Genomic DNA, 13,881 nt, shown 5'->3' on the forward strand with positions numbered 1-13,881 from the left:
ACAAACGATTATTTTAGGAGGTACGGTTTTATGAAGCGTGGTCTGAAAGGTTTTGCATTTCTGGTCTCCGGTCTGGTACTGGGCATCATTGGTGCAACGGTCTCTGCAACTGCAATTGCCCTGAGTGCTGTCGGCATGGCAAAGGTGCGCCGTGCCAGCAAGTAAAACGGAGGAAACAAGATGAATCGTGAAGAAATTCTCTCCCATGTCGATCATACTCTGCTGAAGCCGGAGGCTACCTGGCCCCAGATCCAGACCCTGTGCGACGAGGCCATTGCAAACCACACCGCATCCGTCTGCATCAACACCTGCTATGTGAAGCAGGCGGTGGAGTATATGGCGGGCCGTATCCCGGTGTGCTGCGTGGTGGGCTTCCCTCTGGGTGCCATGGATACTGCCAGCAAGGCCTTTGAGGCAAAGACTGCCATCGAGAACGGCGCCGCCGAGGTGGATATGGTCATTAACATCGGCCGCCTGAAGAACAAGGAGTACGATGCCGTGCGCGAGGATATCCGCGCCGTGAAGCAGACGGTGGGCGATAAGATCCTGAAGGTCATCATCGAGACCTGCCTGCTGACCGATGAAGAAAAGGAAAAGATGTGCGATATCGTCTGCGAGGCAGGCGCTGACTACATCAAGACCAGCACCGGCTTCTCCACTGCCGGTGCCAACTTCCACGATGTGGAGCTGATGGTCAAGGGCGTGCATGGCCGCTGCAAGGTCAAGGCTGCCGGCGGCATCTCCACTGTGGAGGATATGGAGACCTTCCTTGCGCTGGGTGCCGACCGTCTGGGCACCTCCCGTGCCGTCAAGATCCTGAACGGCGAACAGGCAAAGGGCTACTAAGTAAACTTTATGGAAAAGGCACGGCTGAGGCTGTGCTTTTTCTTTTTGGGGACCCCAAAAGCCGCAAAAGCTTCATCAAAATTGGAAGAATGTATAAAAAGAGTGATACTCTTCTTGACAATCTGACGAAGCAATGATAGAATATTCAACGTACCAACTGAATACCGACTTATCAAGAGCGGCTGAGGGGACAGGCCCTGTGAAGCCCGACAACCTGCGCGTGAGCGTAAGGTGCCAAATCCTGCGGGAAACCGAGAGATAAGAGTGCAACGCTCAGAGCTTTCGGGCTCTGGGCGCTTTTATTTTTCGCGCAAAAAAGCTTGAACGGAATGTTGGAGCAAGAAATACACACCCTGCTGTAAAAAAATTAGGAGGCAAAACAAATGGCAAGACACCTGTTTACTTCTGAGTCCGTCACCGAAGGACATCCCGACAAGATCTGCGACCAGATCTCGGATGCCATTCTGGACGAGATCCTGACCCACGACCCCAATGCCCGCGTGGCCTGCGAGACCTGCGCATCCACCGGCCTTGTCCACATCATGGGCGAGATCACCACCAACTGCTATGTCGATTTCCAGAAGATCGTCCGCGAGGTGGTGGCAGATATCGGCTACACCCGTGCAAAGTTCGGCTTTGACGCCGACACCTGCGCCGTCATCTCCAACATCGACGGCCAGAGCCCCGACATCGCACTGGGCACCAACGATCAGGTGGGCGGTGCAGGCGATCAGGGCATGATGTTCGGCTATGCCTGCGATGAGACCCCGGAGCTGATGCCCATGCCTATCAGTCTGGCTCACAAGCTGGCAAAGCGCCTGACCGAGGTGCGCAAGAACGGCGAGATGGACTATCTGCGTCCGGACGGCAAGAGTCAGGTCACTGTGGAGTACGATGAGAACAACAAGCCCGTGCGTGTGGATGCTGTGGTCATCTCCAGCCAGCACAGCGAGAGCGTCAGCATGGAACAGCTGCGCGCCGATGTGATGGAAAAGGTCATCAAGGCCACCATCCCCGCCGAGCTGCTGGACGAGAACACCAAGTACTATATCAACCCCACCGGCCGCTTCGTCGTGGGCGGCCCGCAGGGTGATACCGGCCTGACCGGCCGCAAGATCATCGTGGACACCTACGGCGGCTATGCCCGTCACGGCGGCGGTGCCTTCTCCGGCAAGGACCCCAGCAAGGTGGACCGCAGCGCTGCCTATGCGACCCGCTGGGTGGCAAAGAACATCGTGGCTGCAGGTCTTGCCAAGCAGTGCGAAGTGCAGGTGGCGTATGCCATCGGTGTGGCAAAGCCCGTGTCCATCATGGTGGATACCTTCGGCACCGGCACTGTTGCCGATGAAACGATCGAGAAGGCTGTGGAGAAGGTGTTTGACCTGACCCCCGCCGCCATCATCCGCGAACTCGACCTGCGCAAGCCCATCTACCGCAAGCTGGCTGCGTACGGCCACATGGGCCGCGAGGATCTGGGCGTGAAGTGGGAGAACACCGACCGTGTGGATGCCCTGAAGGCTGCGGTCGCTGCCCTGTAAGCGGAACACAAAATACCTATAGCTGTTATGTAAAATAAGAAGGCATCTGCAACGATCGCTTCTGAGCTTCAGAAGATCAGCGAATTTGTTGCAGATGCCTTTGTTTTTGCGGCTCTGCCGGGGAGGGTGAACGAGTGAAAACAGAAGCATCTCTGCTGCCCGACACACGACATTTTCATCTCCGGGAAGGGCTCTCCCGGGAGGTGATTTGGACAAAGAAAAAGTCCTACTTTTCCGTGAAAATCAGCCGAAATTTGCGAAATGGCAGGGAATTGACTGTCTTTTTGTCGAAAACACACAGTCTCTGTTTGAAAAAGGTAAAACAGATGTGCAAGGCGCAGAAAATCGTCAGCTGAAACAAATTGATATGGCACAAATGTCAAATTGTGATAAAATAAAGATAGATATGCACTTTCGTGTGACGATCATTCGGATTGTACAGCAGCAATAAGGAGTTGTGATTATGTCCATTGAAATTTCCCCGAAGTCGTTCTTTGAGCAGCCCAGCGTGGCCGATATGCGTCTCATCGCCTGCCCCGGTGCGGAGGAGCTTACCGGCCTGATCGACAAGCACCTGACCCGCTGGGCCAGAGAAGCCGGCATCGATAAGGAGACCTTTATCATCCCCTGCGACTGCCCCCGCTTCCAGAGCGGCGACGCCAAGGGTCTGGTGAAGGAGTCGGTGCGCGGCGACGATATCTTCATCGTGGTCGATCCCGGCAACTACAGTGTGACCTACAAGCTGTTCAACTACGAGAACCACATGTCTCCGGACGATCACTTCGCCAACCTGAAGCGCCTGATCCAGGCAGTGGCCGGCAAGGCACACCGTGTGTCGGTCATTATGCCCAGCCTGTACGGCGGTCGTCAGCACCGCCGCGTGGTGCGCGAGAGTCTGGACTGCGCTGTGGCCCTGCAGGAGCTGCAGACCATGGGTGTGCGCAACATCATCACCTTTGATGCTCATGACCCCCGCGTGCAGAACGCTGTGCCGCTGATGAGCTTTGATAACGCAATGCCCACCTATCAGGTGCTGAAGAGCCTGCTGAAGAAGGACCCGGACATCTCCTTTGATAAGAGCAAGTTCACCGTGGTCAGCCCGGACGAGGGTGCTATGAACCGCAACATGTACTTCTCCAGCGTGCTGGGCTGCAATCTGGGCATGTTCTACAAGCGCCGCGATTACACCCGCGTGGTGAATGGCCGCAACCCCATCGTTGCCCACGAGTATCTGGGCGAGAGCGTGGAGGGCAAGACTGTCTTCATCGCTGACGATATCATCGCATCCGGCGAGAGCATGCTGGAGGTTGCCGGCAACCTGAAGGAGCGTGGTGCAGGCCGCATCATCGCCAACGCGACCTTCCCCCTGTTCACCAGCGGTCTGGAGAAGTTCGACAAGGCTGTGGCTGAGGGCAAGCTGACCTACGTTGTGGGCACCAACCTGACCTACCGTATGCCTGAGCTGCTCACCCGCGACTGGTATGTGGATGTGGACGTTTCCAAGTACGCCGCCTACTTTGTGGTGGCACTGAACCACGATATGTCTGTTTCCAGCATCATCGACCCGCTGAAGAAGATCGAGAACCTGCTGGCAAGCCGTAAATAATCCATCGCATAACAAAAGCCGCCGTATCAAACGATACGGCGGCTTTTTTGCGCGCATTCTGAAAAAATGACGATGCCGTTTGTCTGAACGATCCCTCCCGTGAAAATGCAATTCCCGGCAGACCGCAGTCTGCCGGGAATTGCTCTATCTATAAAAATAAAATTTCTGCTAAATATGCTCAGAGCGGAGAGCGTGAAAATGATTTTACAGCTCGTCCTCATGGCTGCGCAGATACCGCACCAGCAGGGGCAGCTCGTAGGCCAGCATGACGACCCAGCCGACGACATAACTGTAGGGCAGCGCTTCGATCTCCAGCTTCCACATCAGTACGAACACGGCAGCTGCAGCTGCACGGAACAGCATGTTGATGGTGCTGGACACCAGCGTGACCTTCAGGTCGCCGACGCCGCGGAAGAAGCCCTGAATGCCGTTGGTGAAAGCGGGCATCAGATAGAACAGGGACACGGTGCGCAGGAAGCGCACGCCCAGATGGATGACCTCCGGGTCGGTGACGAACAGCTTCATGATGAAGGGCGCACCGCCGAAGCACACCACGGCGATCAGCACACCGTAAACACCTTCGATGCGCATGCCGCAGAGGAAGCCCTGCTTCACGCGGTCATGCTTGCCGGCGCCCCGGTTCTGGGCCATCAGGGTGGTCATGGCGTGGCCGATGTTCTGCTGCGGGGTGTAGGCAAAGTCGTCGATGCGGGAAGCTGCGGTAAATGCGGCCATGGTGCTCACGCCCATGGTGTTCACGATGGCCTGCACCGCGATCTTGCCCAGCTGCACGGTGGCCTGCTGCATGGCGCTGGCCCAGCCATAACTGACTGTTTTGCGCAGCAGACTGCCGTCAAATACCAGCCAGCGCCTGCCCAACTGCAGGATGGGCACCTTCCAGCGGATGTACAGCACGCACAGCACGCAGCACAGTGCCTCGCTGATCACGGTGGAAAGGGCGCAGCCGTTGCTGCCCCAGTTCAGAACCTCCACAAAGAACAGGTCGCCGCCGATGTTCAGCACCGAGCTGATCATCAGAAAGTACAGCGCGCTTTTGCTGTCGCCCAGCGCACGCATGGTGGCGGCAAGGAAGTTATAGAAAAAGGTGAAGATCAGGCCCGCAAACACGATGCGCAGGTAGTTCACCGCAATGGGCAGAATATCGGCGGGCACCTGCATCAGCTGCAGCAGGGGCGTGGCCAGAATGACGCACAGCGCCGAGAATGCCAGCGAGAACACGGTGCCCGCAATGGCGGTGGTGGACACCTGACGTTCCACCAGCCGGGTGTCGCCTGCACCAAAGGCAGTGCTGACCAGAATGCCGGCGCCCAGACACATGCCGTTGATGAACAGGATGGCCAGAGTCATGAGCGGGTTGGAGGTGCCCACAGCTGCAAGGGCTTCCTCGCCCACGAACTTGCCCACGATGATGCTGTCGGCGGCGTTGTAGGTGAGCTGGAACAGATTGCCCAGCACCAACGGGATCGTAAAGCGGACCAGGAGCGGAGTAATGGCTCCCTTTGTCATATCGTTCGTCATTGGAATTTGGAAAGGTCCTTTCTTATAAGATGGGAAAGATACAGCAGGACGGAGCGGATGCGACCGGCCTGCTGTAATATTATAATGTGTTGATCAGCTGCCGCCCGGGCAGGATGGCAAGGGCAGAGCGGCTGGCCCCCACATGGATGAGCTGTGCGGCCGCCTGCAGAACAGCACCGGACGCCACCGAAGCCGGGATAGCATCGGTGTGCAGCACCTTTTGTGCGGCCCGCTGCGCGTCGGTGGTGTTCACCGCTACCACGTTGTCCACCACATAGGCGTTGAAGTTTTCCGGCACAAAGCCATAGCCCAGATCGCTGATGCCGTGGGGGCCGGTGAGACCGCCGCCCAGCGCCTGCGATTCATAGGGCTCCACGGCGGCGATGCGCACATCGTTGGTCCAGGCCTTGATGGTCTCACCCACGCCCGTTACAGTGCCGCCGCTACCCACGCCGATCACGATGGCATCCACGACGCTCCTGCCCTCACGGGCGATGTTCTGCACGATGGCCGGGCCGGTGACGCGGCGGTGGTATTCGGGGTTGTCATCGTTGGCAAGCCAGTCCATGTAGTACCAGCCGTTGGCGGCGGCGGTCTGTGCCGCCAGACGGCGGGCACCGTTCACACCGCTGCGGGCCGGGCTGTGGCGGATCTGGGCACCCAGCCGCAGCAGGGTCTCCTGCCGCAGGGCGGGGGCGTCCTCCGGCATCACCAGCACCACCGGATGCCCGGCAGTAAGGCCCGCCAGCGTCAGCGCGGCGGCAAAGGGGCCGGAGGCAGCTTCGATGATGGGCTGGCCGGTGCTCAGCTTCTTTTTCTCGATGGCGAGGGCGAGCATCCCCTCGGCAAGGCCGTCCCGGGCGGTGCCGGTGGGGCCTGCAAAGTCCAGATAGGCATACAAACGCCCTTTCAGCCCACAGGCAGCGGCGTAGCCCCGCAGCTCCACGATGGGGCAGGCGCTGAGCGTCTGGTAAAAATTGGGGTAGATCGGCACGGGAAAACTCCTTTCAAGAGGATGCATCCTGCTCAGACGGCGTTTGGCAGCGGCCAGCCCTTCGGGAGAGCTGCCGAACGCAGGGAGGCTGAGAAGGTTTGTTTGGATACAACAATCTTATCCTAACGCAAAAGACCCCGGTGCGTCAAGCGGTATTTTGGCAAAAACAGCGAATTTTTGCCGGATTTTCTGGAAAAAATCCCGGAATGCCCTTGACAGCAGACAGGGCATCTGCTATAATTCATCCGTAAAGCAGATGAACTTTACATCACTTCTCGAAAGCACAGGCACAAAACCGGGGGTCAGAGGATGGCAAAAGATCTGGAAATGGGCTATCTGCTGGACTTTTACGGCGAGGTGCTCACCGAAAAGCAGCGCGAGATGCTGCGCCAGTATTACAACGACGACCTTTCGCTGAGCGAGATCGGCGAAAACTTCGGCATCACCCGTCAGGGTGCGCGGGACGCCATCAAGCATGGCGAGAATGCGCTGAAGGAGCTGGAGGAAAAGGTCGGGTTTGCGGCTCGCTACCGCCGGGTGCAGCAGAAGCTGGAGGAACTGGAGCAGATGGTCATTGATGCACGGTTCGAGTGCACCGGCCCAAATGGCCTGACCACCACCGAGTACGAACACCAGCTGACCGGGATGCTGAAGCTGATTCGTTCCATCGACGAAGCGAACGAGAGCTGAAACTTGTGAAAGGAGCACCGCACAATGGCATTTGAATCCCTTACCGACCGCCTTGCCGGTGTGTTCAAAAAGCTGCGCGGTCACGGCAAGCTGACCGAGGCAGATATCAAGGCCGCCATGCGCGAGGTGCGCATGGCACTGCTGGAAGCGGATGTCAACTACAAGGTCGCCAAGGACTTCTGCGCGAAGGTGTCCGAGCGCGCCATGGGTCAGGAGGTCATGGAGAGCCTGACCCCGGCTCAGCAGGTGGTCAAGATCGTCAACGAAGAGCTGGTTGCCCTGATGGGCGGCAGCGAGGCGGCCCGCCTGAACATCAAGAACAAGGGCCAGACCGTCATCATGCTCTGCGGCCTGCAGGGCAATGGTAAGACCACCCATGCCGCAAAGCTGGCAAAATACTTTATCAAACAGGGCCGCCGCCCCATGCTGGTGGCCTGCGATATTTACCGCCCTGCGGCCATCGATCAGCTGCAGGTGGTGGGCAAACAGGCGGGCGCACCGGTGTTCACGCTGCCGGGCGCAAAGCCGCCGGAAATTGCAAAAAAGGCGCTGGCGCACGCTAAGGATTACGGCAATGACATCGTGATCCTGGATACCGCCGGCCGTCTGCAGATCGACGATGTGCTCATGCAGGAGCTGGTGGATATCAAGGAAGCCGTTCCTGTGGACGAGACCCTGCTGGTGGTGGACGCCATGGCCGGTCAGGACGCCGTGAACGTTGCCAAGACCTTCAACGAGAAGGTGAGCATCGACGGCATCATCCTCACCAAGACCGACGGCGATACCCGCGGCGGTGCGGCACTTTCGGTGCTGGCCGTCACCGGGAAGCCCATCAAGTTCCAGGGCACCGGCGAAAAGCTGGACGATCTGGATGTGTTCCATCCTGATCGCATGGCAAGCCGCATTCTGGGCATGGGCGATGTGCTGAGCCTGATTGAGCGCGCACAGGAGACGGCAGACGAAAAGGCTGCCGAAGAGACCGCCCGGCGGATGATGGAGAACAAGTTCGACATGAACGACATGCTGGACCAGTTCGCACAGATCCGCAAGATGGGCGGTGCAGGCGCGATGCTGAGCATGCTGCCCGGCGGCAGCGGCATCGATCCCAGTCAGGTCGATGAAAAGGCGTTCGACCGCATTGAGGCCATGATCTATTCCATGACCAAGGAAGAGCGCGAGAAGCCCTCCATCATCAACCCCAAGCGCAAGCGCCGCATCGCGGCCGGCAGCGGTACCACCGTGGCCGACGTGAACAAGCTGCTCAAGCAGTTTGAGATGATGCAGAAGATGATGAAGCAGTTCAAAAAGAGCCCCAAGGGCTTTGCCCGCCGCTTGGGCGGCATGATGGGAAATCCCGGTGCCTTCCGCGGGCTGAAATGATCTTTTGTGATACAACCCCCTTGCGGGTTTGTACAATATAAACAACGCGCCCGCAAGGGCCGCACAAAACAATTTTTGGAGGATATTTACCATGGCAGTTAAGATTCGTCTGCGCCGCGTCGGCGCCAAGAAGGCTCCCTTCTATCGTGTTGTTGTTGCTGACAGCCGCTTCCCCCGCGACGGCCGTTTCATCGAGGAGATCGGCACCTACGATCCCAACCAGGAGCCCTCTGTGATCAAGATCGACGCTGAGAAGGCAAAGCAGTGGATCGCCAACGGCGCACAGCCCACTGATACCGTTCGCGTCCTGCTGAAGAAGTCCAACGTTCTGTAAGTAGGGAGGGCTGACTCATGCAGGAGCTGTTGCTGGCAGTTGCCCGCGGTCTCGTGGAGGACAAAGACGCCGTCAAAGTCACGGTGGACGAGCCCCGCGAGGACGGCACCATCGTCTACCACCTGAGCGTGGCAGAGGGAGATATGGGCCGTGTCATCGGCAAGCAGGGCCGGATCGCAAAAGCCATTCGTGTGGTGATGCGCGCGGCTGCTGTGCGGGTCGATGAAAAGGTCCTTGTTGAGATCGACTGAGCACCCTACAGGCCCTTTGCCCTTGCGGCAAGGGGCCTTTTTGTTTCAGTGGAAGCACCCTCATCCGGCGCTGGCGCGCCACCTTCCCCCGACTGGGGGAAGGCTTTCCCGGCCGATGCACTTTCATAAGGCTTCCCCCGGCCGGGGGAAGCTGTCGAACGCAGTGAGACTGATGAGGGCGTATTGGCGCAAGTTTGATAACACAGGAGCAAAAATATGCAGCAATATCTGGAAGCGGGCAAGGTCGTGACCACCCACGGCGTGCGCGGCGAAATGAAGCTGGAGCTTTGGTGCGACGGCGTCAACTTTCTGAAAAAGGTGGGCAGACTGTATGCATCGGCCCAGGGCGGCAGGGCATGGAAGATCGTCTCCATCCGTGCGCAGGGCCAGATGGCGCTGCTGCAGCTGGAGGGCGTCAACGACATGGACGCCGCCCGTGCGCTGCGCGGGCAGGTGTTTTACTTTGACCGCAACGACGCCACCCTGCCCGCAGGCCGCTGGTATGTGGCCGACCTCATCGGGTGTGAAGTGCGGGATGCCGACACCGGCAGGGTGTACGGCGTTGTGACCAGCGTGGACCATCCCGGTGCACAGGATATCTACACCGTCAAAGCCCCCAGCGGCAAGGAATATATGTTCCCGGGCGTGGACGCCTTTTTGAAAGAGCGCAACCCGCCGGAGGGCTATCTCCTTGTCACCCCCATCCCGGGCCTGCTGGATGACGACTTTGACAGCGAACGGGAGGAAGAGTGAGCTATGGGGATGCGCGTGGACATCGTGACCCTGTTCCCGGAAATGTGCCAGCAGGTGCTGGATGCCAGCATCATCGGGCGCGCGGCAAAGAAGGGCTTTATTGAGACCCACTGCCACCAGATCCGGGACTACACCCTGAACAAACAGAAGCAGACCGACGATTACCCCTACGGCGGCGGCTGCGGCATGGTGCTGTATGCCCAGCCCATCGCAGACTGCCTGCGTGCCGTGCAGCAGGAAGTGGCTGCACAGGGCCGTCCGGCCCCGCATATCGTGTTCCTGACGGCAGGCGGCCAGCGCTATACCGAGGAGCACGCAAAGCGGCTGGCCCAGTACGATAACCTGACACTGGTATGCGGCCACTATGAGGGCATCGACGAGCGCGTGATCGAGGCGTTTGCAGATGAAGAAATCTCCATCGGTGACTACATCCTCACCGGCGGCGAGCTGGCCAGCCTTGTGGTGGCAGACAGTGTGCTGCGCCTGAAGCCCGGCGTGCTGGCAGAGCAGAAGGGCTATGAGGAAGAAAGCTACTGGGACGGCCTGCTGGAGTATCCCCAGTACACCCGCCCCGAGGTGTGGGAGGGCCGCGCGGTGCCGCAGGTGCTGCTGGGCGGCGACCACCAGAAGATCGATGCATGGCGCAGTGAGCAGAGCCGGGAGCGCACCCGCCTGCGCCGCCCGGAGCTGTATGAGCAGTGGTGCAGGAGCCACCCTGTGGAGGAACTGCCCAAGTGGAAGCGCGGCGAGAACATGCGCCTTGTCAAGACCGATGAGCAGTTTGCCGCCGCCGCCCACATCTTTGTGGAGGGACGGCGTGCGACCTGTGCCGAGAACTGGACCCCGGAATACTGTGCCTGCCTCAACGAGGAAGAGTACCTGCTGCAGCTGCGGCAGGAAAAGGCCGCCGGCTGGGTATGTTATCTGCATACCACCAAGGAGGTGCCGGACGGCATCGTGAGCATCAACCACAAGGTGGGGCACATTGAACATCTGTTCGTAACCGAAGAGGCGCGCGGCAGGGGCATCGGCATGAAGATGCTGGACTTTGCCCGCAAAAAGCTCAGCGAGCACGAGCACCCGGTGCTGAGCGTGCTGAACACCAACACCCGGGCCATTGCGCTTTACACCCGCATGGGCTGGAAAATGACCAGCGGCACCGAGCTGGAATTCACGCCGGAGCAGTATCCGGCTGTGGTGAAAAAGTGCGCGCTGGTCTGGATGCGGTACGAGGGCGGTGCACAGAAGTGATCCCCGGCTCCGGCCAGGGGCGCACAAAAGCGGGAAAACGGGTGCGCAAAGCATGGCAGCAGGTGCCGAAAACGTACAAAAATGACAGAGTTATGGGCCGACGGTCGAAAAAATGTTGAAAACTTTTGTATCTACCCTCTAACCTTCGGGGAATAATTTTATTATCTTTGTACAAATAATGAAAAATGGGCCCCTTTTCATTGGAGAAACCGCCAAAAATACGCCGGAGGGCTGTACAACCGTTTCGACTTGCGCTAAAATAATCGTAACGCAACAGGCACAGGATACAGATTCTATACCCAAAACGATATTAGATAGGAGCGCTTTACTATGTACGTGAAAGAAGTTACCGTTGAAAATCAGGTTGGTCTGCACGCTCGTCCGGCTACCTTCTTCATCCAGAAGGCTAACGAGTTCAAGTCTTCCATCTGGGTCGAGAAGGAAGAACGCCGCGTGAACGCAAAGAGCCTGCTGGGCGTTCTGTCTCTGGGCATCGTGGGCGGCACCACCATCCGCATCATCGCTGACGGCGCTGATGAGCAGGCTGCAGTGGACGGCCTGATCAAGCTGGTGGAGTCCGGCTTTGCGGAGTAATCTGTACCAATAAAATGGAGCGGCGGGGGAACCTGCCGCTTTTTTGTTTTTTGCTTAAGGAGATGCCATGACCAAAGCGGAACTCTACCAGAAGGCCTGTATGCTGCCGCTGCTGCCCGGGGTGTATATCATCCGGGATAAAAGCGACACCATCATTTATATCGGCAAGGCAAAGCGGCTGCGCATCCGGGTGAGCCAGTATTTCCGCGAGGGCGTGCCCCACGACAACAAGGTCAGCCAGATGATCGCCCACGCCTATGCGTTTGATGTCATCGTCTGCCAGAGCGAGTTCGAGGCACTGGTGCTGGAAGCAAGCCAGATCAAGGCCCACACTCCCAAGTACAACATCCTGCTGAAGGACGACAAGGGCTACAGCTATATCAAGGTGACAAAGGAGCCATGGCCCCGGCTCTCCTTCGTGCTGCAAAAGGAGGAGGACGATGCCGAGTATATCGGCCCCTATACCTCCAGTTTTGCGGCCCGGCAGATGGCGGAAACGGCCATGGATGCCTTTCTGCTGCCGCGCTGCAATAAGCGTTTCCCGCAGGAGATCGGCAGGGGACGCCCCTGCCTGAATGCGCACATCGGCAAATGCATGGCAGTGTGCAGCGGAAAGATCTGCTGCGAGACCTACAACGAGGCGGTCAAGAATGCTGTGCACCTGATCCGCTACGGCAAAAAGGACATCCTGAAGATCCTCAACGAGCGGATGCAGGAGGCCTCGGACCGGCTGGAATTTGAGACGGCGGCCCTGCTGCGGGACCAGATCGCAGCCATCACCAAGGTGAGCGCCGGGCAGAAGGTCATTGTGGACCCGGATGTGGAGATGGATGTGGTGGCGCTGGCAGGCACGCCGGACAGCGTGTGTGCGGCGGTGCTGCGCTTCCGGGACGGACGGCTGACCGACAAGCGGGAGTTTTTGTTCCACGATACCTCGGATATCGCCGCCGTGCGGGAGGAATTTCTGCCCCGGTATTATCTGGATGACGAGCAGATCCCCAAGATCATTGCGGTGGACGAGCTGCCGCCGGACAGCGATGCCTTGCAGCAGGCGCTGAACGAAAAGCGCGGCAGCGAGGTGCAGCTGTATGTGCCCCAGCGGGGCGATAAGGCCCATCTGGTGGAGATGGCCCACACCAACGCGGTGGAGCGTCTTGCCCGGGAGAGCGGCCGTTACGCCCGGGAGGAAAAACTGCTGGACGAGCTGGCGCAGGTGCTGGGCCTTGCAAAGCCGCCCCGGGCTATTGAGAGCTACGATATCTCCAACTGGGGCGATGGCTCCAGCGTCTGCGGCATGGTCACCTTCAGGGATGGCAAGCCCTATAAGGCGGGCTACCGCAGATTCAAAATGAAGACGGTGGCGGGCACTGACGACTATGCATCGCTGGCAGAGACCGTCTCCCGACGGGCGGCAGAGTATGAAAAGTACGCAGAGCTTGCAAAAAAGGGAGAACCCTGCAGCAACTGGTTCGGGCAGAAGCCGGATCTGCTTTTGATGGACGGCGGCAGGGGGCAGGTGAGCGCGGCAAAAGAAGCACTGGCCGGGACTGCCCTTGCGGATGTGCCGCTCTACGGCATGGTGAAGGACGACCACCACCGTACCCGTGCCATCGTGGACAGCGAGGGGCGGGAAATTGCCATCAACATGAACCGGGGCACCTTTACTTTTATCACGGCCATTCAGGACGAGACCCATCGCTTTGCCAATGCCTACCGCAAGCAGCAGATGAAGCAGAAGAGTTATTCCTCCACCCTGACCGAGATCCCCGGCATCGGCCCCAAGACAGCCAAGGCGCTGATGGCCCAGTTCAAAAGCGTAGGCGCGGTGAAGGAAGCCACGCCTGACCAGCTGGAAAACACCCCCGGCGTGGGGAAACAGACGGCACAGACCATCTACGAGTATTTTCACGCATAAAACCCTCTCAGTCATCGCTGCGCGATACCAGCTCTCCCGAAAGGGAGAGCTTTTTGCATTCAGATGCAATGAATGTGCAGAGCTGAAAAAAACGCGATTGATACATTTACCGGTTACGGCCCTTTCCGTGAAAAGACAAAACCCGGCAGACCGCAGTCTGCCGGGTTTTGCAATATTAAAATGAATTTTC

Annotated in this window: 15 protein-coding genes and 1 riboswitch; of the genes, 13 read left to right on the forward strand and 2 right to left on the reverse strand. The window is 58.6% G+C overall.

Translation table 11 applies throughout. The features are described from left to right. Positions 1-30 precede the first annotated feature (30 nt). From MTP37_RS13105 to MTP37_RS02750, 5 genes are all read left to right on the forward strand, one after another. Positions 31-165, forward strand: a complete 135-nt coding sequence (locus MTP37_RS13105; RefSeq protein WP_005944717.1) for a hypothetical protein — start codon at positions 31-33, stop codon at positions 163-165. A gap of 15 nt (positions 166-180) precedes the next feature. Further along, the gene (gene deoC / locus MTP37_RS02735) at positions 181-846 is read left to right on the forward strand and encodes a deoxyribose-phosphate aldolase (RefSeq protein WP_249238102.1); all 666 of its coding nucleotides are present in this window, start codon (positions 181-183) and stop codon (positions 844-846) included. Positions 847-1,012: 166 nt separating this feature from the next. Further along, a riboswitch (SAM riboswitch) is annotated at positions 1,013-1,111 on the forward strand. 118 nt (positions 1,112-1,229) lie between these two features. Then, on the forward strand, positions 1,230-2,384 hold the full coding sequence (gene metK / locus MTP37_RS02740) for a methionine adenosyltransferase (RefSeq protein ID WP_249238103.1): 1,155 nt from the start codon (positions 1,230-1,232) through the stop codon (positions 2,382-2,384). A gap of 208 nt (positions 2,385-2,592) precedes the next feature. Then, a complete protein-coding gene (locus tag MTP37_RS02745) occupies positions 2,593-2,835 on the forward strand; it encodes a hypothetical protein (RefSeq protein ID WP_249238104.1) in 243 nt (80 codons plus the stop codon). Between the two features lie 12 nt (positions 2,836-2,847). Continuing rightward, the gene (locus MTP37_RS02750; protein WP_118529014.1) at positions 2,848-3,990 is read left to right on the forward strand and encodes a ribose-phosphate pyrophosphokinase; all 1,143 of its coding nucleotides are present in this window, start codon (positions 2,848-2,850) and stop codon (positions 3,988-3,990) included. A 204-nt stretch (positions 3,991-4,194) separates the two neighbouring features. On the opposite strand, the gene MTP37_RS02755 is transcribed toward MTP37_RS02750, so the two are convergent. Then, the gene (locus MTP37_RS02755; RefSeq protein ID WP_249238105.1) at positions 4,195-5,529 is read right to left on the reverse strand and encodes an MATE family efflux transporter; all 1,335 of its coding nucleotides are present in this window, start codon (positions 5,527-5,529) and stop codon (positions 4,195-4,197) included. A 79-nt stretch (positions 5,530-5,608) separates the two neighbouring features. Then, complete coding sequence (locus tag MTP37_RS02760) at positions 5,609-6,523, reverse strand: pyridoxal-phosphate dependent enzyme (RefSeq protein ID WP_249238106.1); 915 nt, start codon at positions 6,521-6,523, stop codon at positions 5,609-5,611. Between the two features lie 309 nt (positions 6,524-6,832). Here MTP37_RS02760 and MTP37_RS02765 point away from each other — a divergent pair, with 309 nt between their 5' ends. The 8 genes from MTP37_RS02765 (at position 6,833) to uvrC (ending at position 13,691) form a co-directional block, all read left to right on the forward strand. Beyond that, positions 6,833-7,213: a sigma factor-like helix-turn-helix DNA-binding protein gene (locus MTP37_RS02765; RefSeq protein WP_249238107.1), complete on the forward strand. Its 381-nt coding sequence runs from the start codon at positions 6,833-6,835 to the stop codon at positions 7,211-7,213. A gap of 24 nt (positions 7,214-7,237) precedes the next feature. After that, positions 7,238-8,593, forward strand: coding sequence for a signal recognition particle protein (gene ffh, locus MTP37_RS02770; RefSeq protein ID WP_249238108.1), 1,356 nt, complete (start codon positions 7,238-7,240; stop codon positions 8,591-8,593). A gap of 91 nt (positions 8,594-8,684) precedes the next feature. After that, entirely contained in the window at positions 8,685-8,927 is a 243-nt protein-coding gene (gene rpsP / locus MTP37_RS02775) for a 30S ribosomal protein S16 (protein WP_249238109.1), read from the forward strand. A gap of 17 nt (positions 8,928-8,944) precedes the next feature. Beyond that, positions 8,945-9,178 carry a KH domain-containing protein gene (locus MTP37_RS02780; RefSeq protein ID WP_005920371.1) on the forward strand — a complete coding sequence of 78 codons (234 nt, stop codon included), beginning with the start codon at positions 8,945-8,947 and terminating at the stop codon, positions 9,176-9,178. A 216-nt stretch (positions 9,179-9,394) separates the two neighbouring features. Next, a complete protein-coding gene (gene rimM, locus MTP37_RS02785) occupies positions 9,395-9,931 on the forward strand; it encodes a ribosome maturation factor RimM (protein WP_249238110.1) in 537 nt (178 codons plus the stop codon). A 3-nt stretch (positions 9,932-9,934) separates the two neighbouring features. Further along, the gene (trmD, locus tag MTP37_RS02790) at positions 9,935-11,182 is read left to right on the forward strand and encodes a tRNA (guanosine(37)-N1)-methyltransferase TrmD (protein ID WP_249238111.1); all 1,248 of its coding nucleotides are present in this window, start codon (positions 9,935-9,937) and stop codon (positions 11,180-11,182) included. Between the two features lie 330 nt (positions 11,183-11,512). Beyond that, positions 11,513-11,776, forward strand: coding sequence for an HPr family phosphocarrier protein (locus MTP37_RS02795; protein ID WP_005920365.1), 264 nt, complete (start codon positions 11,513-11,515; stop codon positions 11,774-11,776). Positions 11,777-11,843: 67 nt separating this feature from the next. Continuing rightward, positions 11,844-13,691 (forward strand): excinuclease ABC subunit UvrC, encoded by a 1,848-nt coding sequence (uvrC, locus tag MTP37_RS02800; RefSeq protein WP_249238112.1) that lies wholly within the window; start codon positions 11,844-11,846, stop codon positions 13,689-13,691. Positions 13,692-13,881 lie beyond the last annotated feature (190 nt).

Origin of the sequence: Faecalibacterium sp. HTF-F (genome assembly GCF_023347535.1) — a bacterium.
Classification (GTDB): domain Bacteria; phylum Bacillota; class Clostridia; order Oscillospirales; family Ruminococcaceae; genus Faecalibacterium; species Faecalibacterium wellingii.